Here is a 23,512-nt window from a genome sequence, read left to right on the forward strand (position 1 = left end):
CTCAGCCGGCGAGGAGCCGCCGGGAAGCGGCGACGTCCGCGGCGGTCCGGGCGACGAGCTCCTCCACCGCGTCGAAACGGAGCGTCGGCCGGAGCAGCGCCACGAGCTCGACCGACAGCCGCTGTCCGTAGAGGTCGCGGTCGACGTCGTGCAGGTGCACCTCGAGACGCCGCGCCCGGTCGCCGCAGAACGTCGGATTGACACCGACGCTCGCCGTCGCCTCCCACCGTCGGTCGTCGCCGGGCAGCCGCACCCACGCCGCATAGATCCCATCGTCGGGCAGCAGGCGCTCGGGCAGGGCGAGGTTCGCGGTCGGGAAGCCGAGCAGCCGCCCGCGACCGTCGCCGGGGACGACCAGGCCGGAGAGCACCGGGAGCGCCGGTCCGGTCACACGTCTGCGGCGGGCGAGATCGCGCAGTAGCGGCTCTGGTGGAACACGAGCGGCTCGACGTCGTCGAAGAGCGTCACGTCCTGGATCTCGTAGAGCGCGATCTCGTGGTCGCCGCCGTCGAAGGTGCTGTGCAAGCGGCAGGTGAGCCAGAGTGCGGCGTCGTCGATCAGCACGGCCCCACCCTCCGAGCGATGCCAGGCATGGCCGCCGAATCGGTCTCCTTCGCGCGCGGACAGCGAGCGGCTGAGCGGCTCGTGGTGCGCGGCGAGGACGCTCATCCCCAGTTCGGGGACGGCTCGGAGCACGGGCCACGTCTTCGAGGTGCGGGCGGCGCTGACGGCGACGAGCGCGGGCTCCAGCGAGATCGAGGTGAAGGAGTTGACCGCCATGCCGACGGCACGGTCCTCGACGTGGGCGGCCAGCGCGACCACACCGGTCGGGTAGACGGAGAAGGCGCGACGGAGAGCGCGGTCCCGCGGCAGGGCGTCGGTCACGGCAGTGGTCATCACAAAGTCCTTTCGTTAGTCAACTTTGACTAGTTCGAATCATATGCATTTTTGACCATGCAAACAACAGATTTCACGACACCGAGCCATTAGCATGAAGCGCATGTCGACCACCCGCCTCGTCGTCCTCGGCGCCGTCAAGCAGTTCCAGCCCGTTCACGGCTACTTCCTCCGCCGCGAGCTCATGACGTGGCACGTCGACGAATGGGCGCACATCCAGCCCGGTTCGATCTACAACGCCCTCCGCGCGCTCGAGGTCGACGGCTACGTGGCGGAGAGCGGCACCGAGACCGAGGGCAAGCGCCCGGCGCGCACCACCTACCGCATCACCCCGGCCGGCGAGGTGGAGCTGCAGCGCATGCTGCGTGAGAACCTGTGGAACGTCGCGGCTTTCGACACCCAGGCGATCATGACCGTGGCCTCGTTCATGTTCGTCCTCAGCCGGCAGGAGGTCATCGCCGGGCTCGAGCATCGGCTCATCAAGAGCGACGCGATCATCACGCAGAACGGCTTCGACGTGCAGGACACCCTGCGCTCGGAGACGACCCCGGAGTACGTCCGCGAGATCTTCGACCTCTCCACCGCCCGACTCACCGCCGAGAAGGAGTGGCTCCTGACGCTGCTGGAGCGGCTGCGCGCCGGAGCGTACACGTTCGCCGGCGAGACGGCGGAGACGACGGAGGCGGAACCCGCTCCCCCGCGGTGACCCGCAGGGCGCACGCGACTCAGCGCCCGGCCACCAGGGCGTCGAGGGCATCGGCGGTGAGCGCCGGGGTGGTCGCCCCGCGGTGTCGGGCGACGATCGCCCCCGCGGCACAGGCGCGCACGAGAGCGTGCTCGGTGTCTCGACCCTGGGCGAGCCCGGCGGCGAGGGCGCCGCAGAAGGCGTCCCCGGCTCCCGTCGTGTCGACGGCGTCTATGCGGAAGGCCGCCACGTGCGCCCCGGGCCGTCCCGGCCGATGCAGCGTCACACCCGCGGCCCCCTCCGTGAGCACGACCGCTCCGGCACCGGCGCCGAGGAGCCGCTCGACGCCGCCGAGCTCCGCGCACTCCGTCTCGTTCACGACCAGCACGTCCACTTCCGGGAGCAGCTCGACCGCCGCCTCGTGCGCGGGGGCGGCGTTGAGGATCGTGCGCGCCCCCGCACCCCGGGCGGCCACGAGGGCCGCGGCGACCGCGGCGAACGGCACCTCGAGCTGGGCGAGCACCACAGCCGCCCCGGCGATCCCGGCCACGGCGTCCTCCGGAGTGAGCTCGCCGTTCGCCCCCGCCGCCACGAGGATGCTGTTGTCGCCGTCGTCGAAGGCCAGCACATGCGCGACCCCGGTCGGCGCGGACGCGGAGCGGCGGAGCGCGGCGTCCACGCCCGCTTCCGTGAGCGCCGCCTCCAGCACGGCCCCCGCCTCGTCCGCTCCGACGACACCGCAGAACCGCGTCGAGGCTCCGGTGCGCGCCGCCGCGACGGCCTGATTGAGGCCCTTGCCACCGGGGAAGCGTCCCCCGGCCCGACCGAGCAGCGTCTCGCCGACGCGGGGTGGGCGCGAGACCTCGACCACGAGATCGAGGTTCGCGCTCCCCACGACGGCCACGCCGGCGAGGGTCTCAGACACGGGCCATCGTCCGCCGGAACGACGAGCCCACGTGGGACTCGGCGAGTGCGGGCGTCGGGGTGCCCATCAGCCGTTCCCGCAGCGACTGCGGCTCGGCGGCGGGGTCGGTGATCGCCCCGCGTTCCTTGAGAATAGGCAGCACGTGCTCGATGAAGTCGGCGGTCGACGCCGGGGGGATCACCGGGGCGAAGAGGAAGCCGTCGAGGTCCGCGCCGTCGGCGAGCTCCATCATCCGGTCCGCCACCTGCTCCGGCGTACCCACGATCGGCCGGGCGCCTACCCCGTGCGCGTGCCAGTCGCCCAGCACATCGCCGACCGTCTTGTCGGCGAAGCGGGCGACCTGCGTCTGCGAGAGTTCGGTGCTGAGCTCCGACATCGGCGTGCTCGGGTCGTACGACGACAGATCGAGGCCGGTGAACCAGGCGTAGGACGCCACGGTGACCTCGGGGTTCTGCGCGTCGGCGACCTCCGCATACGTGCGGCGCGCCTCTTCCTCGGTGCTGCCGACGACCGCGGCGAACGCCGACATGATCTTCACCTCGTGCGCGCCACGGCCGTTCTTCACCGCCTCCTCGCGGATGGCCGAGGAATGCGCACGGAGCTGCTCGACAGAGCCGCTCCCCACGAAGATCGCCTCGCCGTGCTTGCCGCCGAACTCGCGGCCCGCGGGCGACGCCCCGGCCTGGAACAGCACCGGCGTGCCCTGCGGCGAGCGCTGCGTGTTGCCGTAGCCGTGCGAGCGGAAGTAGGGCCCGTCGTGCGCGATGCGGTGCACCTTGGCCGGGTCGGCGAAACGGCCCGCCTTGTCGCGCTCCAGCGCGCCCTCCTCCCAGGCCTCCTCCCACAGCTTGTAGACGACCTGCATGAAGTCGTCCGCCATCAGGTAGCGCTCGTCGTGCCCGACCATCGGCACACCGAAGCCCTGCACCGCGGTGTCGGCGGTGCCCGTGGTGACGACGTTCCATCCGATCCGGCCGCCGGACAGGATGTCGAGGGTGGCCAGGCGCCGGGCGAAGGAGTACGGCGGCTCGAGCAGGGTCGACCCTGTGGCGACGAGGCCGAGGCGGGTGGTCTCCGGGATGAGCGCGGCGAGGATGATCGCCGGGTCGAGCCGCGGCAGGTCCAGGCCCTCGACCGAGCAGATGTCCGGGCGCTCGCCGGCGACGTCCGCCCAGCCCCACGCGTCGGCGAGGAAGAGGAAGTCGAAGCCCGCGTCCTCGACCAGGCGCGCGGTGTCGCGCCAGTAGTCGAGCTTGTCGAAGAGGTAGCGCCGGTTGTCGGGGTGGCGCCAGGTCGCGGTGCCGGAATCGTTCGCCTGGGCGTTCTCGAAGAGTCCGAGCCGCAGGGTCTTCACGGGGTGCTGAGCGGTCATGGCGGATGCCTTCCTGGGAGTGGGGGATGGTGTCGTTCGGAGTTTCCGGGCACGCCGGGGGAACCCGGGGGCGCAGGGGTCGCGCCCCCGGGACCGGGGGTCGTGAGCTCAGCCCTTCGCGGTGACCTCGCCGTCGCTCCACCACAGGACGCGCCGGCGCACGACCGCGAGAAGCACGATGAGCAGCACCCCGAGCAGACAGAGCAGGGCGATGCTCGCCCAGGTCACGGGCAGGTTCGCCTGTGCAGCCGACGTGGTGACGAGGGAGCCGAGACCGGCCTGCTGCCCTGCCGCGACGAACTCGGCCACGGCCGCGCCGACCACGGCGAGGGGCAGCGCGATGCGCAGACCGGCGAACACGTACGGCATGCTGCCGGGGAACCGCAGCTCGCGGAAGATCTCCCACCGCGAGGCATGCAGCGTCGTGAACACGTCGAGCGCCTTCTGGTCCACGTCGCGGAGGCCGGCGAGCGAGTTCACGAGCATCGGGAAGAAGACCACGAGGCCGGTGACGATGAACTTCGGCACCATGCCGAACCCGAAGGCGACGACCAGCGCCGGGGCGATCGCGACGATCGGCGTCACCATCACGATGATGACCAGCGGCATGACGGCCCGCTCGATGATCTGGAACTCGGCCATCACGACGGCCAGCAGGAAGCCCGCGAGGATGCCGGCGGAGGCCCCGACGACGACCTCGAGCAGCGTCACGAGGAAGTTCGACCAGTACATGCCCGCGTCCTCGACGAGGCTGGCGCCGATGGCCTCCAGCGTCGGCAGGACGTAGGGGTTGGTCCACGCCACGATCTGCCAGAGCAGAGCCGCGATCACGAACGTGATCAGGGTCGGTCCCCACGATCCCCAGCGGAGCCAGCCGGGGACCCCGCGGCGGGGCTGCGCCTTCAGGCGAGCGGTCGCAAGGGTGGCGGTGGTGTCTCTCATCGTCAGCTCAGACATGGGCCTTCTCCGTCTGCGCGCGCAGCGCACCGCGCACGACTGCCTCCAGGTCGCGGAACTCGTCTGTCGCGTACGCCTCCTCGGTCCGCGGCCGCGGGAGGTTCACATCGATCACCTCGGCGATGCGTCCGGGGTGGGCCGCCATGACCACGATGCGGTCGGACAGCATGATCGCCTCCGGCACCGAGTGCGTGACGAACATCACGGCCTTGCGGTTCGACTGCCAGAAGTCCAGCAGGGCGATGCGCTGCAGGTCCCGGTTCATCTCGTCGAGGGCCGAGAACGGCTCGTCCATCAGCATGATCGCCGGATCGAACACGAAGGCCCTGGCGATCGCGGCGCGCTGCTGCATACCGCCGGAGAGCTGCCCGGGGTACTTCTTCAGCGCATGGCCGAGCCCGAACGTCGACAGCAGCTCGGCCGGGTCGCGGAGGGCGCGGTCGCCGTTGGCCCCGCGGTTGATCCGCACGGGGAGCTCGACGTTCTCGCGCACCGTCTTCCACGGCAGCAGCGCCGGAGACTGCGGGACGAGACCGATCTTCTTGTCGCGGGAGGCCGCCGTGACGCTCTCGCCGTCGATCGTGACGGTGCCGGAGTCGGCGTCGAGGAGTCCGGCGACCACCTTGAGCAGCGTGGACTTGCCGCAGCCGCTGGGGCCGATCACCGACACGAACTCGCCCATGCCGATCGTGAGGCTCACGTCGTCGAGCACGGTCACCTGGGCTCCGTCGACGCCGAAGGCCTTCGAGACGTTCCTGACCTCGACGCCCGCCCCCTGTGCCGCGGTCATCACTTCTCCGCCCAGATGAGGGTGTCGCCGTCGTACAGGTCGGCCACGAGATCCGGGTCCATCATGTCGGCGATGGCGGGGAGGTCCTTCACGTCGCCGTACTCCTGCACGATCTCGTACTCCGGCTGCCACATGTCCGCCGTCTGCACGCCGGGGTTGCCGCCCGCGCTCTCGCGCACCCAGGCCGACTCGACCTCCCACGTGCGGGCGAGCTGATCGCGCGGGAATGCCGCACCCTGGCCGTTCTCCTCCGCGAGGGCCGCCAGCATGTCGATGCACTCGTCCGCCTCGTCGAGACAGAACTGCAGGGCCTTGAGGCTCGCGCGCATGAAGTCGGCCGCGACCTCGCGGTGCTCGTCGAGGAAGCGCGAGTTCACCTCCATGACGTTGTACGTGCCCTCGACGCCGAGGTCGGAGGGCAGGAACTCGCTGAACGGGAGGTCCTGTGCCTTGAGTGTCTGCGGCTGGTTGGAGGCGTAGCCGACGATCGCATCGACCTGCTCGCGCACGACGACGGTCGGGTCGTAGTTGGTCATCTTCACCATCTCGACCTTCGAGACGTCGACGCCGGCCTCGTCGAGCATGGCCGAGGCGATGGGCGTGAGGTTGATGAAGTACCCGAGCGAACCGCCTTCGAGGTCGGTGAGGTCGGTGAGCTTCTCATTGCCGAAGATCGAGAACGGCGGGGTCGTGCCGTAGGTCGCGACCGCGGTGAGGTTCTTGCTGTTCGCCGCGGCGAGCATCACGTCGGAGGCGGAGCCGAGCGCGGTGAACTGCGCCTGCCCCGAGGCGACGAGCTGCTGCCCGTTCGCGCCGGAGGCGTTGATCTCCACATCGAGGCAGAGGTCGTCGAAGTAGCCCAGCTCCTTCGCCAGGAACACGTCGAGCTGCCCGGCGCTAGCGGAGTAGCCGTAGCCGGAGATGTAGGTGATGGTGCCGGCATCCTGGTTGCGCTGGCAGGCGTCGCTGCCGCCCGCGCTCGTGGGGGCGGTATCGCCGCCGGGCGCCGGCGAGGAGCATGCTCCGAGCGTCAGCGTGGCGGCGAGAACGCACGTCAGGGTGGCAGTGGTGCGGAATCGGGTTTCCGCAGAGGAAGTAGCCATGAGGGTCCCTTCTCGGCCGTTCGTCATTGATGGCTCGATGAAAGTAACATAGTCAATCTTGACTAAGCAAGATCAAACTAAGTTTGTGCGGTCGAGCGGAGCGGCCAGGCAGGCCACCAGCCGTCGTCGAGTCCGCTCAGCAGGGCCGCCGCGCGCTCGTGATCCTCGGCGGAGTGGTCCGGGGCGGGGCCGGAACTGCTCTCCCGCCGCTCGCCGTCCGGCGACCGGATCTCGGTGTACAGCCACGCACGGCGACCGACGGGGTACTTCTCCCGGAAGCCGCCAGCGGCGATCGACAGCACGATCCGCTCCAGCTCGTCCGCCGCGGTCTCGGCGGTCTCGTCGCAGGCATCGCAGATGCACGACGGCACGATCGCGTGGAAGTGGGCGCCCGCCTCGATGCTGACGGAGGGAACGGTCGGCGTGAGGATGACTCGCGCACCGCACGCCGGTGCGAGCACGATGCGTTCCGTCCCGTCCTCCCCCGACTCTCGCCGCGCCTCGACCTCGTACTCGCGGGAGAGGTGCTCGACGAGCGCATCGACCACGAGAAGCAGCGGCGCGAAGCGCTCCGGGTGGCTCTCCCGAGAGTACGACTCCTCCGGCGCGATGCCATCGGGCCAGCGGCGTCCGTAACGGATGACCTCGCCGCTCTCGTCATGGAAGTCCAGGAGCGGGAGAGCAGGCCGGACATACGCGCGCGCCGGGACGACCACGACCGCGGGAGCGGAATCCTCCGCGGACAGCGCCCTCATCTCCTCGTCGTCGAGGTCGTCCTGCTCCCACGACGCGAGCATCTGCAGAAGCGCGTCCCGCTGCTCGGGCTGCTGCACCATCCCCTGCACGAGGCCCGCGACCGGGATCGAGAGGGTGTTGGTCCCGATCTCCGGCTCGCCCGTCATCCGCCATGTCGCGGCCGGATGCACGACCGCGATGACGTTCCCCACGAACCGCGCCGCCGCCGTGGCCAGCCTGTCGCTCTCGAGGACCTCCGGATGACCGGCGATGAAGTCCCACGTCGCCCCGAGATCGACGGCGAGCGCTGCAGGGTCGTTCCCCTGGCCCCGCGCGAACTCGACGAAGGGCTCGAAGCCGTCGACGAACCGGACCGGCCCCGGAGCGTCCGGCTGCGGGGGCATCCACAGGATCGCGGCGGCACCCGCCTCGGGCATCGGACCGAAGGGACCGGGGAAGACACCGCTGCTCATCGACCGAGCGTACCGAGCGGGATCACCGGGGCGCGTGAGACTCCAGGAACTCGTACACGTCGGTGGTGTCCACCCCGGGGAAGGCTCCCGTGGGCAGAGTCGCCAGCAGCGTGCGCGGGGTCTTCACGTTGGGCCAGGAGTTCTCGCGCCACCGCTCCTCCAGCTCGGCGGGGGCCCGACGACAACACACCTCGACCGAGTGCTTCGAGACGCCGCGGTGCGGGGTGTCCCTGCCCACGAACCACCTCGTGTCGTCGAACCGCACGCCCACGCTGACCGAGTGCAGGCCCTCGCTCGACGCCTCCACGCGGGCGGTGCACCAGTAGGTGCCGTTGCCGGTGTCGGTGTACTGGTAGTACGGATTGAAGCGGTCGTCCTCGTCGAAGACCACCCGGGAGGTCCACCGGCGGCAGCACATCTGCCCCTCGATGGCGCCGAGCCGGTCGGTCGGGAAGTTCACGTCGTCGTTCTCGTACGCCTTGGTGATCGTGCCCGACTCGTGCACCTTGAGGAAGTGCACGGGGATGTCGAGGTGCCGGGTGGCGAGGTTCGTGAAGCGGTGCGCCGCCGTCTCGTACGACACCGAGTACGCGTCACGGAGGTCTTCGATGGAGATCGCGCGCCGCTGCTTCGCGTCCTGCAGGGCAGGGACGACGTCGGCCTCCGGCATCAGCAGGGCGCCGGTGAGGTAGTTCGTCTCGACGCGCTGGCGGAGGAACTCGGCGTAGCTGCGCGGCTCGGCGTGCCCCAGGATGCGACTCGACAGCGCCTGCAGGACCGCGGTGCGGGCATCCCCCTTGGCCGGCACGCTGCTCGACAGGTACAGCCGGCCGTTGGCGAGGTCGGCGACGCTGCGGGTGGTCTGCGGCAGGTCGGCGGCGTAGTGGAGGGTGAAGCCGAGGTACGCCGCGATCTCGGATGCGGTGCGCTGGGTCAGCGGCCCCCCGGGATGACCGACGGCTGCGAGGATCTCGGCCGCCTTCGCCTCGAGGTCGGCGAAGTGGTTGTCCTGTCGCCGCATCAAGTGCCGGAGGTCCACATTGGCGCGCCGCGCCTCCTCGGGCGTCGCGGCGCGCTCGTCCTTGAGGCGGTCGATCTCGCCCTGCAGGGCGAGCAGCGCCTTGAGCGCCTCCGTCGGCACGCTCTTGGCGATGCGGAACGGCGCGATGCCCAGCGCCTGGAACGTCTGCCCCTTCATCGCGCGTTCCAGGGCGATCTCGATCGCGCTGCGCTCGTCGAGCGGCTCCCCGGAAAGCAGCGCGTCGATGGTCACCCCGAGCGCGCGGGCGATGGCCTGCAGCTGCGTGAGCTTGGGCTCGCGCTTGCCCGTCTCGATCATCGACATCTGGCTCGGCGCGCGATCGACCGCGGCGGCGAGCTCCTCGAGCGTCAGGCCCCGTGCTGTGCGCAGTTGGCGGATGCGTCGGCCGACGGTGAGGGCGTCGGCGTCTTCCGTGGTGTCGTCCATGTCGGATCCTCTCGGCCCACCGTCCGCGTCGGTGCGGGATCGGGAACGCTCCGCGCGAGACCGCGCCGGGGTCTTTTCTGATCCCGGCACGCCGGGTGAGCGGGGCGTGAGGGCCGAGTCTGTCACAAAAACAGAAATTCGCGCAAACTTCTCCTCGATCCGGCGCGGGCGAGCAGGGGAACTTCACGAAGAGTGGAGGCACGCCATCGGCACCGACGCCGATTCCCATCCGAGGAGACACCATGACGAACACCGCAGCGACCCCCACCCCGCGCCCCGCCGGCCTGCGCGCCGGCGACCAGGTCCAGACGGCCGCGGAGCTTCAGGAGATCTGGGACACCGACCCCCGGTGGGACGGCGTCGAGCGCAGCTACTCCGCCGAAGACGTCATCCGCATCCGCGGCTCGGTCCGCGAGGACGCCACCCTCGCCCACCGCGGGGCCGAGAACCTCTGGAACCTCCTGCACACGGAGGACTACGTCCGGGCCCTCGGCGCCTACACCGGAGGCCAGGCCGTGCAGCAGGTGCGCGCCGGGTTGAAGGCCATCTACCTCTCCGGCTGGCAGGTCGCCGCGGACGGCAACCTCGCCGGACAGACCTACCCCGATCAGTCGCTCTACCCCGCGAACTCGGTCCCGGCGGTCGTGCGCCGCATCAACAACGCCCTGCTCCGGCAGGACCAGCTCGAGCACGCCGAGGGCGAGATCACGCAGGACTGGCTCGCGCCGATCGTCGCCGACGCCGAGGCGGGTTTCGGCGGTCCGCTCAACGCCTACGAGCTCGCGCAGTCCCTCATCCAGTCCGGTGCCGCCGGCATCCACTGGGAGGACCAGCTCGCGAGCGAGAAGAAGTGCGGCCACCTCGGCGGCAAGGTGCTCGTGCCCACGCAGCAGCACATCCGCACGCTGAACGCGGCACGACTCGCGGCGGACGTCGCCGGCGTTCCGACCGTCATCATCGCCCGCACCGATGCCCTCGCCGCCGATCTGCTCACGAGCGACGTCGACGAGCGCGACCGGGAGTTCACCACCGGCGAGCGCACGTCCGAGGGCTTCTACCGGATCCGCCCGGGCATCGAGTCGGTCATCAGCCGCGGCCTCGCGTTCGCCCCCTACGCCGACCTGCTCTGGGTCGAGACCGGGGAGCCGGACATCGCGCTGGCACGGGAGTTCGCCACCGCGATCCACGCACAGTTCCCCGGTAAGCTCCTGGCCTACAACTGCTCGCCGAGCTTCAACTGGAAGCGCCACCTGTCGGACGCCGAGATCGCGACGTTCCAGCAGGAGCTGGCAGACCTGGGCTACAAGTTCCAGTTCATCACCCTGGCCGGGTTCCACGCCCTGAACCACTCCATGTTCGATCTCGCCCGCGGTTACGCCGAGCACGCCATGAGCGCCTACGTCGAGCTGCAGGAAGCCGAGTTCGCCGCCGAGGCCGACGGCTACACCGCCACCAAGCACCAGCGCGAGGCGGGCACCGGCTACTTCGACGTCATCTCCACCGCGCTCAACCCCGACAGCGCGACCCTCGCCCTGGCCGGCTCCACCGAGACCGCCCAGTTCCACTGATTCTCCCCCGAGACCCCCGGTTCTCGTCGAGACCCCGCCCCGCACACACCGGGAGCGCGGGGTCTCGACGACACCCCGGGGGCTCGGCATAAGGCAAAGGACACCATCATGACCACCGCACCGATTCAGACGACCCGGCAGGGGCCCGCGATCGAGATCGCCGGGCCGATGCGCGATCGCTACGACGAGATCCTCACCCCGGAGGCGATCGCCTTCCTCACCGAGCTCCACCACCGATTCGCCTCCCGCCGCCATGACCGGCTGGCCGACCGGATGCGCCGCCGCTTCGAGATCGGCAACGGGCACGACCCGCAGTTCCGCGAGGACACCGCGCACATCCGTCAGGACACCACCTGGCGCGTCGCCGGCGCCGGCCCCGGGCTCGAGGACCGCCGCGTCGAGATCACCGGCCCCACCGACCCGAAGATGACCATCAACGCCCTGAACTCCGGGGCTCGCGTCTGGCTCGCCGACCAGGAGGACGCCACGAGCCCGACCTGGAAGAACGTCATCGAAGGGCAGCTGTCCCTCCGCGACGCGATCCGGGGCGAGCTCTCCTTCACCTCCCCCGAGGGCAAGGAGTACCGCGTCACCGCCGAGCGCACCCCCACGATCGTGATGCGCCCGCGCGGGTGGCATCTGCCGGAGAAGCACCTCGCCTTCATCGACCGCTCCGGCCGCCGCACCTCGGCGTCCGGCTCCCTGGTCGACTTCGGCCTCTATTTCCTGCACAACGCGCAGGCGCTGATCGAGGGCGGACGCGGACCGTACTTCTACATCGCGAAGCTGGAGTCGAGCGAAGAGGCCAAGCTGTGGGACGACGTGTTCTCCTTCAGCGAGGAGTACATCGGCATCCCGCACGGCACCATCCGCGCGACCGTGCTGATCGAGACGCTGCCTGCCGCGTTCGAGATGGACGAGATCCTGTACGAGCTGCGCGACCACTGCGCGGGCCTCAACGCCGGGCGCTGGGACTACATCTTCTCCATCATCAAGAACTACCGCGGCCGCGGCGCCCGCTTCGTGCTCCCCGACCGCAGCGAGGTCACGATGACGGTGCCGTTCATGCGGGCCTACACCGAGCTGCTGGTGCAGACATGCCACAAGCGCGGCGCCTTCGCGATCGGCGGCATGAGCGCGTTCATCCCCAATCGCCGCGACCCCGAGGTGACGGCACGCGCGGTCGAGAAGGTGTCGGCTGACAAGAAGCGCGAGGCCGGCGACGGCTTCGACGGCACCTGGGTCGCCCACCCGGACCTGATCCCGACGGCGCAGGCCGAGTTCGACGCCGTGCTCGGAGACCGCCCGAACCAGATCGACCGCCAGCGCGACGACGTGCACGTAGAGGCACGCGACCTGCTCGACCTGCACATCGGTCGCCCGATCACGGCGCAGGGCGTGCGGGACAACGTCTCGGTCGCCATCCGCTACCTGGAGGCCTGGCTGCGCGGGCTCGGCGCCGTCGCGATCGACAACCTCATGGAGGATGCCGCGACCGCGGAGATCAGCCGCTCCCAGGTGTGGCAGTGGATCCACCAGGACCGCACCACGCAGGACGGCACCCCCATCACGGTCGAGTACGTCGAAGGGCTGATCGGCGAGGTGCTGGACGAGGTCGAGCGACGCGAGGGCGACCGCTTCGACGACGCCGCCGAGATCTTCCGCGAGGTCGCCCTCCGCGAGGAGTTCCCGACCTTCCTCACCCTGGGCGCCTACAGCCGGTTCCTGGTCGACGAGGACTGACGACGCCGGGATGCCGCGGGCCGCGAGGTCCGCGGCATCCTCACGTCCCACCCGGCCCGCACGCGCCCTGCCGGGCGTAGCCTGGAGCCATGATCGCCGTATGGGACAGCATCGCCGAGGAGTTCCTGCACCTCTATCCGCGGGGGCGACGGCTGGTCGCGGTCGCCGGGGCCGACGCCGAGCGTTCGCGCGTGGCCGCGGATGGCCTGGCCGCCGCGCTCACCGCTGCCGGCCAGACCGTCGAGCGCGCACACACCGCGGACGGGGAGGAAGCCGCCCTCCGCGCCGACATTGTGGCGCCGTTCCGCGCCACCGACAGCGACGCCGTGCTCCTCGTGTCCGGACCGGGCGCGATCGTGTCGCCGAGCGCACGCGGGATGTGGAACTACGTCCTCTGGCAGCTCGCCGGAGACGAGCCCCCGCACACCGCGGCGAACGCCCTGGTCGACGTGACCGATCCGGCCCATCCCACCCGGCGTTTCGCCGACTACTGCGCCGTCCCCTCCTCGTTCGAGACCTGAGTCGCCGCGCGGCGACTCAGTGGAACGACGCGGCGACCGAGTTGCGGTGGTAGTCGAACACGATGCTCGTGCGGGTCGATGCCACGCTGCTCTGAGCGGACAGGTGCTCGAGCACGAACTCGCGCATCTCCGACGAGTCGGCGACCGCGATGTGCAGGAGGAAGTCGTCGTCTCCGCCGAGGAAGAACACCTGGATCACCTGCGGCAGCGCGCGCACACGATCCGCGAACTCCACGATGCTCTCCCGTCGGGCGGCCGGGCGCAGGCTGACGCCGATGATCGCCTGGAGTCCGGCGCCGAGCTCGCGTTCGTCGACGCTCGCATGGAACCCGGTGATGACCCCGCGCTCGATCAGCCCGCGCAGCCGTGCGTGCGCCGTCGACGGGGCGACTCCCAGCCGTCCGGCCAGCTCGGCGTTCGTCATCCTCCCGTCGGCGGTGAGGAGCTGCACGATGCGCGCGTCGGTGGGGTCGAGCGCGGGCGCCCGAACGCTGTTCGGCTCGGATGACGCGGCGGCGGTGGTCATACGAAGCATTATTCAGGATTCGAGCCTTGGCCGAAGAGTCTTCATCGAATCTGTCGATGTCTCGACGTTTCTGCGATCCTTGGCTGCACCCTGCGCCCCGACACCTGGAGGATCGATGAAGATCGGCGTCCCGACCGAAGTCAAGAACAACGAGAACCGCGTCGCCCTCACCCCGGCCGGCGCCGATCGGCTCGTGCGGGAAGGGCACCGCGTGCTCGTGCAGTCCGGTGCCGGCGTCGGGTCGAGCATCGACGACGACGCGTACCGCGCGGCCGGTGCCGAGATCGTGGCGACCGCCGCCGACGCGTGGGGAGAGGCCGACCTGCTCATCAAGGTCAAGGAGCCCGTCGCCGAGGAGTACGGCTTCCTGCGTCCCGACCTCACGCTCTTCACCTACCTCCACCTTGCGGCCGACCGCCCGCTGACCGAGGCGCTCGTGGCGGCCGGCACGACCGCCGTCGCCTACGAGACCGTGCAGCTGCCGGATCGCACCCTGCCGCTGCTCGTGCCGATGAGCGAGATCGCCGGCCGCCTCTCCGTCATCATGGGGTCCCACTCGCTGCTGCGCTCGCAGGGCGGTCGCGGCATGCTGCTGGGTGGCATCGCCGGCACCCCGCGGGCGAAGACCGTGGTGATCGGCGGCGGCGTCGCAGGTGAGCACGCCGCGGCGAACGCGCTCGGACTCGGCTCGAAGGTCACCGTCGTCGACGTGGCGCTCCCCCGGCTGCGCGAACTCGAGCACCGCTACGGCGGCGCTCTGGAGACGCGCGCTTCCAGCCGGTACGACATCGCCGAGGAGCTGACGACGGCGGATCTCGTCATCGGATCCGTCCTGATCCCCGGCGCCGCGGCTCCCAAGCTGGTGACCGACGACATGGTCGCGGCCATGAAGCCGGGGTCCGTGCTCGTCGACATCGCGATCGACCAGGGCGGCTGCTTCGAGGGCTCCCGTCCGACCACGCACGACGACCCGACCTTCGCGGTGCACGACTCGATCTACTACTGCGTCGCGAACATGCCGGGAGCCGTGCCGACGACCGCGACCCGGGCGCTCACGAACGCCACCCTCCCCTACGTCTCGGCGATCGCGGCCAAGGGCTGGGAGCGGGCGGCCTCCGACGACGCTGCCCTCGCGAAGGGCCTCAACGTGCAGGGGGGACGCATCACGCTGGACGCCGTCGCCCAGGCGCACGGCCTCTCCACCGACTGACCTGTCGAACCCGAAAGAACCTCGGATCTTGGCGGCATCCCACACCTCCCCCGCCGTATCGACCCGAGTACGCTCGTAACCGTGACCGAACGCGCTCCTCTCTCCCGCAAGCTGTCCGCCATCGCCGAGTCCGCGACCCTCAAGGTCGATGCCAAGGCCAAGGCCCTCAAGGCCGAGGGCAAGCCCGTCATCTCGTATGCCGCGGGCGAGCCCGACTTCGCCACGCCGCAGTTCATCGTCGATGCGGCGGCCGAGGCGCTGGCCGACCCCGCGAGCTACCGGTACACCCCCGCTCCCGGACTGCCGGCGCTGCGCGAGGCGGTCGCCGCCAAGACGCTCCGCGACTCCGGCCTCGAGGTCTCCCCCGGTCAGGTCATCGTCACCAACGGCGGGAAGCAGTCGGTGTACCAGGCGTTCCAGGCGGTCGTGAACCCCGGCGACGAGGTGCTGCTGCCGGCTCCGTACTGGACGACCTACCCGGAGGCGATCCGTCTCGCCGACGGCACCCCGGTCGAGGTCTTCGCCGGCGCCGACCAGGAGTACAAGGTGACCGTCGAGCAGCTCGAGGCGGCGCGCACCGATCGTACGACGGTCCTCGTGTTCGTGTCGCCGTCGAACCCCACCGGCTCCGTGTACACCGCCGAGGAGACGAAGGCCATCGGCGAGTGGGCGGTGGAGCACGGCATCTGGATCATCAGCGACGAGATCTACCAGAACCTCACCTACGAGGGCGTGAAGGCGACCTCGATCGTGGAGGCCGTGCCGGAGGCTGCGAACCAGACGATCCTCGTCAACGGGGTCGCCAAGACCTACGCGATGACCGGCTGGCGTGTGGGCTGGATGGTGGGTCCGGCCGACGCCATCAAGATCGCCGGGAACCTGCAGTCGCACCTCACGAGCAACGTGAACAACGTCGCGCAGAAGGCGGCGATCGCGGCGCTCAACGGTCCGCAGGACGAGGCCGAGAAGATGCGCGAGGCCTTCGACCGCCGCCGCCAGCTCATCGTGTCGGAACTGTCCAAGATCGACGGACTCGTGGTCCCGAACCCGCTCGGCGCGTTCTACGTCTACCCCGACGTTCAGGGCCTGCTCGGTCGCACCTGGGGCGGCGTGACCCCGACCACCTCGCTGGAGCTCGCCGACCTCATCCTCGACCAGGCCGAGGTCGCCGTCGTCCCCGGTGAAGCGTTCGGTCCGTCGGGCTACATCCGCATGTCGTACGCGCTCGGCGACGACCAGCTCCTCGAGGGCGTGCAGCGCCTGCAGCGTCTGTTCTCCTCCTGACCCGAGACCCCGCTTTAGCGCCGAGACCCCCTCGTACCTGCGCAGGTACGAGGGGGTCTCGGCGTGAACGCGGGGTCTCGGGTCAGTCAGTCCTCGGGGTGGAAGCCGATCAGCCAGCGGACGCCGTAGCGATCGACGAGGGTGCCGTCGACGTCTCCCCACGGGCGCTGCAGCAGCGGGTCGATCACGCGGCCGCCGGAGGCGAGGCGGTCGTACCAGCGGGTGAGCGTCCCCGGGGCGGCGGTGCCGAGGAGCGAGAGGAACATCCCGCTCATCTGCACCGCGTCGTCATCGGCGCCCGCGTCGGCCCCGGCGAGCTCGACCGGCCCGCTGAGCTGTCCGTGCGCGACCGCATCGCCCGGGCCGTCGTGACGACCGGCGCTCGCGTAGTCCATCAGCTGGAGCTCGCCGCCGAAGACGTCGCGGTAGTGGCCGAGCGCTTCTGCGGCATTGCCGGGGAACAGCAGGTACGGGATCAGTCCGCTCATCCCGCGAGCGTAGTCCGCCGTGGCCCCGGTCACCACCCGCCGGAGACGCCGAACGGCCGCCACCCGGAGGCGACGGCCGTTCGTGCGGACGGGTCAGGAGACGGGGATCACCGCGTAGAGGATCCAGGTCAACGCGAAGCCGGTCACGCCGAGCACCGTCGTGAGCGGCGTCCAGGTGCGCAGACCGTCCTTCACCGACAGGCCGAGGTACCGCGTGACCACCCAGAAGCCCGAGTCGTTCACGTGGCTGAGGCCGAGGCCGCCGTAGCCGATCGCGACCGCGAGCAGCGCGGTGTGCACGGTGTCGAGCCCCATCGCGGAGACCGACGGCAGCAGGAGCCCCGCGGTGGTGGCGATCGCGACGGTCGCGGATCCCTGGGCGGCACGCATGATGAGGGAGATGAGGAAGGCCGCGAGCAGCAGGGGCATGCCGCTGGAGGCGAGCACCTCGGCGACCGCTCCACCGATCCCGGTCTCCGTGAGGATACGCCCGAAGGCACCACCGGCACCGGTGACGAGGATGATGACGGCGGCGGCCGGCAGCGCCGACTCCATGACCTCGCCGAGGTGGGAGGCCGACCAGCCGCGGCGCACGCCGAGCAGGTACATCGCGGCGGCGATCGCGACCATGAGCGCGAAGATCGGCTGGCCGACCATGCTGAGGAATCCGTTCCAGAACGTCCCGGCCTCGAACAGCGGCGCCACGGCGGTGCCGAGCATGATGAGCACGAGCGGCAGGAGGATGAGGCCGAGGACGGTGCCGGCGCCCGGCGCCTTCTCGCCCTCGCCGAGTCCGCCGGTGAGCGTCGACTTCTCCGTGCCGAAGTTGTCGTACATCTCCTTCGTGGCCGCGAGCATCGCGAACTCGCGAGTGTTGATCCACTTCGCCACCAGGTAGGACAGCACGCCGAGCGGCACGGAGATCGCGAGGGAGAAGATCGTCACCCAGCCGATGTCGGCACCGAGGATCGCGGAACCGCCGACGATGCCCGGGTGCGGGGGCACCGCGACGTGCACCGCGAGCATGATGCCCGCGACCGGCAGGCCGAACTTGATCGGGTTGAGACCGGCCACCTTCGAGAAGGCGAACACGATGGGGATGAGGATGATGAAGCCGGCATCGAAGAACACCGGGATCGCCAGGATGCCGGCGGCGATGACGAGCGCGATGCCCACGCGCTTCGGGCCCAGCCAGCTGGTGAAGCGTCCGGCGAGCGACTCGGCGCCGCCGGACAGCTCGATGATCTTGCCGAGCATCGAGCCGAGGGCGACGAGCACGGCCACCGAGCCGAGGGTGCCGCCGACACCGGCGATGATCGCCTGGATGACACCGAGCTGCTCGGGGGTGTCACCGTCGGCGGGGATCGTGGTCAGCGGCAGACCTGCCGCGATGCCGACGATGATGGACACGAGGATGAGGGCGTAGAACGCCTGCATCTTGAACCGGATGATGAGCAGGAGCAGCAGGCCGAGGCCTGCCAGGCCGATCAGGATGAGGATCGGAAGAGGAAGCATCTCTGGATCTCTTCTTTCAGTGAGGGCGCGACGTCGCGCTCAGGACAGTCGTTCGGGTGCGACGACGCGGATGACGGCGGAGTCGTCCAGGGCCCCGAGGCCCTGCGCTTCGCCGAGGAGGAACAGCTGCTCGGCCGCGGCAGCGACCGGCGTGGACAGGTGCGCACGGCGGGCGGCGTCGCCGACGATGCCGAGGTCCTTGACGAAGATGTCGAGGCGGCTGAGCACCTCGGCGCCGTCCTCGTCGTAGGCCTGCAGGGCGCGCGGACCGCGGTTGCCGAGCATGAAGGAGTTCGCGGCACCGGCCGTCAGCGCGTCCAGTGTGCGGGCGCGATCCAGTCCGAGGGCGTCGGCGAGCGCGAGCGCCTCCGCGGCCGCGGCGATGTGCACGCCGCAGAGGAGCTGATTGACGGTCTTCAGCGCCTGGCCGTCCCCGGGCTTGTCGCCGACGATGGACAGCGTCGAGGCGAGCTGGTCGAGCACGGGCCGCGCGGTCTCCAGAGCGGTCGGGGTGGCGCCGACGACGATGAGGAGGTCGCCCTCCCCGGCACGGACCGGCCCTCCGGACAGCGGAGCGTCGACGAGCTGCGCACCGTGCGCGGCGAGCTGGGCGGCGATGGCATCGATGCCGTCCGTGCCCACCGTGCTGGTGAGGATCACGACCGCGCCGTCCGCGAGGTGCGGGGCGAGCCCGTCCTCGCCGAAGAGCAGCGCCTCGAGCTGCGCGCCGGTCCGGACGGCGACCAGCACCGCGTCGGCACCGTCCACGGCGTCGGCTGCGGACGCCGCCGGCGTGACACCCGCCTCTGCGGCGAGGGCGACGCGTTCGGCAGCGATGTCGAAGCCACGCACCGCGAAGCGCTCGGCGAGGCGGGTGGCCATCGGCAGCCCCATGGCGCCGAGTCCGATGACAGCGACGGTGGATGTCATGAGTGTCCTTCCGGGTTGTTTCCATCGTCGCCTGCGAGCGTGGTGACGACCGTGACGAGGGAGTCCGCGTCGCCGACGTTGCCGGCGAACACGACGTAGGGGATACCGACGGCAGGGCCGGTCTCCGGCTGCCACAGCGACACGAGGCCGGGCAGCATGGGACCGAGCACGGTGGCCCGGCGGATCTCGAGGGCCTCGCTCGCGACATCGCTGGAGGTGATCCCGCCCTTCGCGATGACGAAGCGGGGCGGAGCGATGGCGAGGACCCGACGCACGAGCTCGACCACGCCGCTGGAGATGCGGCGGGCGATCGCGAGGCTCTCGTCGCCGTCGGCACCCGTGACGAGTTCGCGGGTGGTGTGCACGATCACGGTCCCCGTGGCGAGCGCTTCGGCGACGGCGTGCGCCTGCGTCTCGAGGTGGGTCTCGCGCTCGGAGCCGATGAGGGCACGCACGTCGAGTTCGATCGTGCGGGTGTTCGGCCGGGCCGCTGTGAGAGCTTCGAGCTGAGCGGTGGTGAGCGGCACGTGGCTGCCGACGACCACGAGGCCACCGCGGTCATGCGCGAAGGGGATGTCCTCCGCGCGCACCGGCTCGGCGATCTCCTGTCCGATGTGCGCGCGCACGTAGGGCGGGCCGACTCGGAGGAGCACGTCGCGGTCCCGCAACCGGTGCAGCGCGAGCGCGACGACGCGCATGTCCGATTCCTCGACCACGTCGACCACCACGACCGTGCCGTCGGTCAGTCCCTCGAGGAAGCCGGCCACGGCGTCCACCCCGGCGCGGATGGTGCGGATGTCGAGACCCGCGACCGCGGACGCCGGGATGCGTCCGCCGGTCTTCTCGGCGACCCACTCGCGCAGGTCGGAAGAGCCGTAGCCGAAGGTCGCGTCCGCCGCGAAAGGCGTCTCGCCGACCGGGGTGGCCTCGCCGTCGGTCACCCAGTAGTGCACGGAGTCGACCGTGATGCGCCCGGCGTCGGGGAACGCGGGGACGAGCAGGGTCAGTGCGGGGGTGCGACCGGAGCGGGAGCCGATCTCCGCGGAGAGGACGTCGGTCTCGAGCGGGAAGTGGCCGCGCAGCGTCGAGTCGCCCCGGGACACGAACGTCACGCGCCGCCCCTGGGCCTCGGCGGCGGCGAGGGCCACGTCGACGATCTCGCGGTTGCGGGCGGCCGCGGCCTCCTCGTCGAGGGACCGGGTGTTCGTGAGCACATAGACGGCGGCGGCGCCGGTCGCGAGCGCCTCGTCCAGGTCGGCGCGCTCCCATCGGGTGAGGACCGGGAGGTTCGCGACCGACTGCGTGCCGGTCGGGTCGTCGTCGAGGACGAGGAGCACGGCGGCGGGGTCGACCTCGGTGCGGACGTCGGCCGCGGTGACGGCGACGGGTGCAGGCAGGGGGGCCAGCAGGTCGTCGATGTGCACACGAACTCCTTCGTTCCGGAAGATGGCCCGTGGTGGGGGCCACGGGCCAGGGGAATCTGCATCGCTATCCGATATCAGATAACGACGAGCGTACCTCACGATCACCGTCCTTCCAAACCGACGGAGTGCGTGCTGCTCAGCGCCCGTGTACGTAGCGCAGCAGGTCGTCGCGGGTCTGGCGCATGTGGCTGCGCATGGCCTGGCGGGCAGCCGCGCCGGACCCGGTCCGCATCGCCTCCAGCACCGCCGCGTGCTCCGCCAGCGCGTGCTCCCGGATGTCCGGGATGGCACTCGTCTCGCTGCGGGTGGCCTGCAGCATCGTCGTCAGCGGACGCATCGAGGCCACGAGGATGCGGTTCTCCGCCGCGCGGATGATCACGTCGTGGAAGGCGAGGTCGGCGGCCACGAAGGCGTCCACGTCGGCCCGCTCGTGCGCCGCCTGCATCTCCTCGAGGAGCGCGGCCATCTCGGCGAGGTGCTCCTCGGTGCGGCGCCCCGCCGCGAACTCCGCCGCCCCGGTCTCGAACATCATGCGCATCTCGAGCATCTCCAGCGACGAGCGCTCTCGGGCGCCTGCGCTCTGGGCGTGCCGGACGACCGCGTCGAGGCCCGTCCACTCGTCGGTCGGCGCGATGCGGTGTCGGGTGCCGGGCACCGCGACGATCACGCCCTGCGCCTGCAGGAGGCGGACGCCCTCGCGCATCGTGAGGCGGGAGACCCCGAACTGCTCCGCGAGCTCCCCCTCGGGCGGCAGCGGCTGTCCGGCTTCGAGCCGACCCGTGATGATGGCGTCGAGCAGTCCGTCCACGACGGCCTGCGTCCGCGACACCCGCTCGAGCTTCGTCACAGGTCGACGCCCACCAGAACGGGTTCCGGCTGCAGCACCAGACCGAACTCGGCGTGCACGCGGTGCTGGATGAAACGGGCGAGCTCGGCGACCTCGGCCGCCGTGGCGCCGCCCCGGTTGGTCAGGGCCAGCGCGTGCTTGGTCGAGACGGACGCCCGCGAGCGGGGCAGCTTGAACCCCTTGCGGATGCCGGCCTGCTCGATCAGCCAGGCGGCGCTCACCTTCACGTCCGGGGCCTCGGTCTTCGTCGGCGGCACGTGTCCGTCGTAGGAGGCGAGGGGGATGACGGTCACGGCGTCGAGGTCGGGGGCGACCGGCCAGCGCGGGCACTCCGGCGGAAGGGACCGGGCCTGGGCGGCCGTGACGATCGCGTTCTGGAAGAAGGAGCCGACCCCGTGCGTGTCCGGGTCGTCGGCGTCGAGCAGCATGCCCTTCGATGCGCGCGTGGCGAGGATGCGCTCCCGGACCCATACCAGCGGCACCGGGGTGTCGTCGGTCAGGCCGAGAGCGCGTCGCAGCTGCTCACCGCGGACCACGCGTTCGCGGGCGACGAGGAGATCGACCGTGAGGGACAGGATCACGGCCCGGCGCTGCGGCTCGCTCCCGTGATGGTGCTTGAGCACCGAGGTGCGGAAACCGAGCCCGAGCTCGGTCGCCGGAACAGTGGAGATCTCGCCGGAATCCTCATCGATCAGCTCGACCTCGACCAGGGTCTCCTGGATCTCCTGCCCGTAGGCGCCGATGTTCTGCACGGGCGCGGCGCCGACCGTGCCGGGGATGCCGCTCATGGCTTCGAGCCCGGCGTAGCCCCGCTCGACCGCGTACGACACCAGGTCGTCCCAGCCGTGCCCGGCCTGCGCACGCAGGCGGATGCGGCCGGCGTGCGGCGACGGGAGCTCTTCGATGCCGCTCGTGCGGATGCGGATGACGGTGCCCTCGAACGGCTCGTCGCCGACGAAGAGGTTCGAGCCCCCGCCGAGCACCAGCCAGGGGTCGCCCTCCGCCCAGGTCTCCCGGAGAACCTCGACGAGCTCCGCCGTCGTCGTCGCCTCGCGCATGCGCGCGGGGGCGGCGCCGGTGCGGAGCGTCGTGAGCTCGGCCAGCCGGATCGGCTCGACGTCGCTCATCGGACGGCGACGCGCAGCTGCGCCTTGACGAGCACGGTGGTGTCGCCCGTCGTGACCTTGAGGTCGATGCGCGCGGACTCGTCGTCCACCGCGCCGACCGTCGCGACGACGTGCACGTCGGCGCCGGTCTCGGGATCGACCACCACGGGCTTCGTGAAGCGCACGCCGTAGTCGAGGATCCGGGTCTGCGGGTCGAGCGCGGCGACGACCACCGACGAGGCGATCCCCATGGTCAGCATGCCGTGCGCGAGCACGCCGGGAAGGCCCACCGCGGCGGCGACGTCGTCGCGGTAGTGGATCGGGTTGAAGTCTCCAGAAGCCCCGGCGTAGCGGACGAGCGACTCCCTCGTCAGGTGCACGGTGCGCTCGGCGAGCACGTCTCCCACGGTGAACGCGCTCATGCGGTCTCCTCCTCGGCGCCGACGAGGAGCACGCTCGTGGCGGTGACGACGTGCGCGCCTCCGTCGTCGGTGATCTCGGCCTCGCTCGTGATCATGGCGTTGCCGCCCATCATGCGGATGCCGGTGACGCGCAGCTGCGCCGTCAGCTCGTCTCCCGCGACGATCGGCCTGGTGTAGCGGAACCGCTGCTCGGCGTGGATGGTCCGCGCCAGGACGATGCCGGAATCCGGTTCGGCCAGCAGCTGCTGCAGCGTGAGGTCCTGCAGGACCATCGCGAAGGTCGGCGGCGCGACGACGTCGGCGAAGCCCGCCGCACGGGCCGCCTCGACGTCGGCGTGCTGCGGGGCGTCGGCGAAGACGGCGCGCGCGAACTCGCGCACCTTCTCCCGCCCGACGAGGTAGGGGGCGGTCGGCGGGAACTCCCGGCCGACGAGTTCTTGGTTCACTGCCACCCGTCGATCCTACCGAGGCACGCCGACAGTCCGGTCCGGGCGGGGCCGGCGGAAACCCGGACGATATGCGG

Annotated in this window: 24 protein-coding genes; 6 read left to right on the plus strand and 18 right to left on the minus strand. The window is 70.7% G+C overall.

Going from position 1 to position 23,512, the window contains the following annotated elements; all coding sequences use genetic code 11:
• Nucleotide 1: 1 nt before the first annotated feature.
• Together C6C15_RS13120 and C6C15_RS13125 are read right to left on the minus strand one after the other, a co-directional pair.
• The gene (locus C6C15_RS13120) at nt 2-391 is read right to left on the minus strand and encodes a riboflavin kinase (RefSeq protein WP_083370911.1); all 390 of its coding nucleotides are present in this window, start codon (nt 389-391) and stop codon (nt 2-4) included.
• Entirely contained in the window at nt 388-897 is a 510-nt protein-coding gene (locus C6C15_RS13125) for a flavin reductase family protein (RefSeq protein ID WP_105950313.1), read from the minus strand. The genes C6C15_RS13120 and C6C15_RS13125 overlap by 4 nt, the downstream gene beginning before the upstream one ends.
• Before the next feature lie 103 nt (nt 898-1,000).
• Between C6C15_RS13125 and C6C15_RS13130 the strand changes: the two genes are divergently transcribed.
• Nucleotides 1,001-1,603: a PadR family transcriptional regulator gene (locus C6C15_RS13130; protein WP_025102352.1), complete on the plus strand. Its 603-nt coding sequence runs from the start codon at nt 1,001-1,003 to the stop codon at nt 1,601-1,603.
• Nucleotides 1,604-1,622: 19 nt separating this feature from the next.
• On the opposite strand, the gene C6C15_RS13135 is transcribed toward C6C15_RS13130, so the two are convergent.
• The 7 genes from C6C15_RS13135 to C6C15_RS13165 form a co-directional block, all read right to left on the minus strand.
• A complete protein-coding gene (locus tag C6C15_RS13135; RefSeq protein ID WP_105950314.1) occupies nt 1,623-2,507 on the minus strand; it encodes a ribokinase in 885 nt (294 codons plus the stop codon).
• Nucleotides 2,500-3,879, minus strand: coding sequence for an NtaA/DmoA family FMN-dependent monooxygenase (locus C6C15_RS13140; protein WP_105950315.1), 1,380 nt, complete (start codon nt 3,877-3,879; stop codon nt 2,500-2,502). Before C6C15_RS13140 ends, C6C15_RS13135 begins: the two co-directional genes overlap by 8 nt.
• Nucleotides 3,880-3,987: 108 nt before the next feature.
• A complete protein-coding gene (locus C6C15_RS13145) occupies nt 3,988-4,836 on the minus strand; it encodes an ABC transporter permease (RefSeq protein ID WP_060921266.1) in 849 nt (282 codons plus the stop codon).
• Nucleotides 4,829-5,626 (minus strand): ABC transporter ATP-binding protein, encoded by a 798-nt coding sequence (locus C6C15_RS13150; protein ID WP_029989074.1) that lies wholly within the window; start codon nt 5,624-5,626, stop codon nt 4,829-4,831. Before C6C15_RS13150 ends, C6C15_RS13145 begins: the two co-directional genes overlap by 8 nt.
• The gene (locus tag C6C15_RS13155; protein ID WP_231919652.1) at nt 5,626-6,729 is read right to left on the minus strand and encodes an ABC transporter substrate-binding protein; all 1,104 of its coding nucleotides are present in this window, start codon (nt 6,727-6,729) and stop codon (nt 5,626-5,628) included. Before C6C15_RS13155 ends, C6C15_RS13150 begins: the two co-directional genes overlap by 1 nt.
• A 77-nt stretch (nt 6,730-6,806) precedes the next feature.
• Nucleotides 6,807-7,937: a DUF6226 family protein gene (locus C6C15_RS13160; protein WP_105950316.1), complete on the minus strand. Its 1,131-nt coding sequence runs from the start codon at nt 7,935-7,937 to the stop codon at nt 6,807-6,809.
• Between the two features lie 22 nt (nt 7,938-7,959).
• Entirely contained in the window at nt 7,960-9,405 is a 1,446-nt protein-coding gene (locus C6C15_RS13165; protein ID WP_060921263.1) for a helix-turn-helix transcriptional regulator, read from the minus strand.
• Between the two features lie 242 nt (nt 9,406-9,647).
• Between C6C15_RS13165 and aceA the strand changes: the two genes are divergently transcribed.
• The 3 genes from aceA (at nt 9,648) to C6C15_RS13180 (ending at nt 13,237) form a co-directional block, all read left to right on the plus strand.
• Nucleotides 9,648-10,973: an isocitrate lyase gene (aceA, locus tag C6C15_RS13170; RefSeq protein WP_025102360.1), complete on the plus strand. Its 1,326-nt coding sequence runs from the start codon at nt 9,648-9,650 to the stop codon at nt 10,971-10,973.
• Between the two features lie 108 nt (nt 10,974-11,081).
• On the plus strand, nt 11,082-12,716 hold the full coding sequence (gene aceB, locus C6C15_RS13175) for a malate synthase A (protein ID WP_105950317.1): 1,635 nt from the start codon (nt 11,082-11,084) through the stop codon (nt 12,714-12,716).
• An 89-nt stretch (nt 12,717-12,805) separates the two neighbouring features.
• Entirely contained in the window at nt 12,806-13,237 is a 432-nt protein-coding gene (locus C6C15_RS13180) for a hypothetical protein (RefSeq protein WP_025102362.1), read from the plus strand.
• 16 nt (nt 13,238-13,253) lie between these two features.
• Here C6C15_RS13180 and C6C15_RS13185 read toward each other — a convergent pair whose 3' ends face one another.
• A complete protein-coding gene (locus C6C15_RS13185; RefSeq protein WP_029989076.1) occupies nt 13,254-13,772 on the minus strand; it encodes an Lrp/AsnC family transcriptional regulator in 519 nt (172 codons plus the stop codon).
• Between the two features lie 106 nt (nt 13,773-13,878).
• Here C6C15_RS13185 and ald point away from each other — a divergent pair, with 106 nt between their 5' ends.
• Both ald and C6C15_RS13195 read left to right on the plus strand, forming a co-directional pair.
• Nucleotides 13,879-14,973, plus strand: a complete 1,095-nt coding sequence (gene ald / locus C6C15_RS13190; protein ID WP_029989077.1) for an alanine dehydrogenase — start codon at nt 13,879-13,881, stop codon at nt 14,971-14,973.
• 81 nt (nt 14,974-15,054) lie between these two features.
• Nucleotides 15,055-16,257 carry a pyridoxal phosphate-dependent aminotransferase gene (locus C6C15_RS13195; protein WP_025102364.1) on the plus strand — a complete coding sequence of 401 codons (1,203 nt, stop codon included), beginning with the start codon at nt 15,055-15,057 and terminating at the stop codon, nt 16,255-16,257.
• Nucleotides 16,258-16,343: 86 nt separating this feature from the next.
• Here C6C15_RS13195 and C6C15_RS13200 read toward each other — a convergent pair whose 3' ends face one another.
• The 8 genes from C6C15_RS13200 to C6C15_RS13235 form a co-directional block, all read right to left on the minus strand.
• A complete protein-coding gene (locus tag C6C15_RS13200; protein ID WP_025102365.1) occupies nt 16,344-16,745 on the minus strand; it encodes a VOC family protein in 402 nt (133 codons plus the stop codon).
• Between the two features lie 93 nt (nt 16,746-16,838).
• Complete coding sequence (locus tag C6C15_RS13205) at nt 16,839-18,260, minus strand: GntP family transporter (protein ID WP_060921258.1); 1,422 nt, start codon at nt 18,258-18,260, stop codon at nt 16,839-16,841.
• A 39-nt stretch (nt 18,261-18,299) separates the two neighbouring features.
• Entirely contained in the window at nt 18,300-19,190 is an 891-nt protein-coding gene (locus C6C15_RS13210; protein ID WP_060921257.1) for an NAD(P)-dependent oxidoreductase, read from the minus strand.
• Complete coding sequence (locus C6C15_RS13215) at nt 19,187-20,614, minus strand: four-carbon acid sugar kinase family protein (protein ID WP_105950318.1); 1,428 nt, start codon at nt 20,612-20,614, stop codon at nt 19,187-19,189. The genes C6C15_RS13210 and C6C15_RS13215 overlap by 4 nt, the downstream gene beginning before the upstream one ends.
• Nucleotides 20,615-20,750: 136 nt before the next feature.
• Nucleotides 20,751-21,461 (minus strand): FadR/GntR family transcriptional regulator, encoded by a 711-nt coding sequence (locus C6C15_RS13220; protein ID WP_025102370.1) that lies wholly within the window; start codon nt 21,459-21,461, stop codon nt 20,751-20,753.
• Nucleotides 21,458-22,588 (minus strand): UDP-N-acetylmuramate dehydrogenase, encoded by a 1,131-nt coding sequence (locus C6C15_RS13225; RefSeq protein ID WP_105950319.1) that lies wholly within the window; start codon nt 22,586-22,588, stop codon nt 21,458-21,460. Before C6C15_RS13225 ends, C6C15_RS13220 begins: the two co-directional genes overlap by 4 nt.
• Complete coding sequence (locus C6C15_RS13230) at nt 22,585-22,989, minus strand: MaoC/PaaZ C-terminal domain-containing protein (RefSeq protein WP_060921254.1); 405 nt, start codon at nt 22,987-22,989, stop codon at nt 22,585-22,587. Before C6C15_RS13230 ends, C6C15_RS13225 begins: the two co-directional genes overlap by 4 nt.
• Nucleotides 22,986-23,441 carry an FAS1-like dehydratase domain-containing protein gene (locus C6C15_RS13235; protein ID WP_105950320.1) on the minus strand — a complete coding sequence of 152 codons (456 nt, stop codon included), beginning with the start codon at nt 23,439-23,441 and terminating at the stop codon, nt 22,986-22,988. The genes C6C15_RS13230 and C6C15_RS13235 overlap by 4 nt, the downstream gene beginning before the upstream one ends.
• Nucleotides 23,442-23,512 lie beyond the last annotated feature (71 nt).

Origin of the sequence: Microbacterium sp. str. 'China' (assembly GCF_002993305.1) — a bacterium.
Taxonomy (GTDB): domain Bacteria; phylum Actinomycetota; class Actinomycetes; order Actinomycetales; family Microbacteriaceae; genus Microbacterium; species Microbacterium paraoxydans.

Excerpts from the sequence above, each read along its gene's own strand:
- C6C15_RS13230 (WP_060921254.1), bottom strand. The coding sequence starts at position 22,989 with ATGAGCGCGTTCACCGTGGGAGACGTGCTCGCCGAGCGCACCGTGCAC.
- C6C15_RS13155 (WP_231919652.1), bottom strand. The coding sequence starts at position 6,729 with ATGGCTACTTCCTCTGCGGAAACCCGATTCCGCACCACTGCCACCCTG.
- C6C15_RS13150 (WP_029989074.1), bottom strand. The coding sequence starts at position 5,626 with ATGACCGCGGCACAGGGGGCGGGCGTCGAGGTCAGGAACGTCTCGAAG.
- C6C15_RS13125 (WP_105950313.1), bottom strand. The coding sequence starts at position 897 with ATGACCACTGCCGTGACCGACGCCCTGCCGCGGGACCGCGCTCTCCGT.
- C6C15_RS13200 (WP_025102365.1), bottom strand. The coding sequence starts at position 16,745 with ATGAGCGGACTGATCCCGTACCTGCTGTTCCCCGGCAATGCCGCAGAA.
- C6C15_RS13180 (WP_025102362.1), top strand. The coding sequence starts at position 12,806 with ATGATCGCCGTATGGGACAGCATCGCCGAGGAGTTCCTGCACCTCTAT.
- C6C15_RS13185 (WP_029989076.1), bottom strand. The coding sequence starts at position 13,772 with ATGCTTCGTATGACCACCGCCGCCGCGTCATCCGAGCCGAACAGCGTT.
- C6C15_RS13165 (WP_060921263.1), bottom strand. The coding sequence starts at position 9,405 with ATGGACGACACCACGGAAGACGCCGACGCCCTCACCGTCGGCCGACGC.
- ald (WP_029989077.1), top strand. The coding sequence starts at position 13,879 with ATGAAGATCGGCGTCCCGACCGAAGTCAAGAACAACGAGAACCGCGTC.
- C6C15_RS13145 (WP_060921266.1), bottom strand. The coding sequence starts at position 4,836 with ATGTCTGAGCTGACGATGAGAGACACCACCGCCACCCTTGCGACCGCT.
- C6C15_RS13160 (WP_105950316.1), bottom strand. The coding sequence starts at position 7,937 with ATGAGCAGCGGTGTCTTCCCCGGTCCCTTCGGTCCGATGCCCGAGGCG.
- C6C15_RS13210 (WP_060921257.1), bottom strand. The coding sequence starts at position 19,190 with ATGACATCCACCGTCGCTGTCATCGGACTCGGCGCCATGGGGCTGCCG.
- aceB (WP_105950317.1), top strand. The coding sequence starts at position 11,082 with ATGACCACCGCACCGATTCAGACGACCCGGCAGGGGCCCGCGATCGAG.
- C6C15_RS13225 (WP_105950319.1), bottom strand. The coding sequence starts at position 22,588 with ATGAGCGACGTCGAGCCGATCCGGCTGGCCGAGCTCACGACGCTCCGC.
- C6C15_RS13140 (WP_105950315.1), bottom strand. The coding sequence starts at position 3,879 with ATGACCGCTCAGCACCCCGTGAAGACCCTGCGGCTCGGACTCTTCGAG.
- C6C15_RS13205 (WP_060921258.1), bottom strand. The coding sequence starts at position 18,260 with ATGCTTCCTCTTCCGATCCTCATCCTGATCGGCCTGGCAGGCCTCGGC.
- C6C15_RS13130 (WP_025102352.1), top strand. The coding sequence starts at position 1,001 with ATGTCGACCACCCGCCTCGTCGTCCTCGGCGCCGTCAAGCAGTTCCAG.
- aceA (WP_025102360.1), top strand. The coding sequence starts at position 9,648 with ATGACGAACACCGCAGCGACCCCCACCCCGCGCCCCGCCGGCCTGCGC.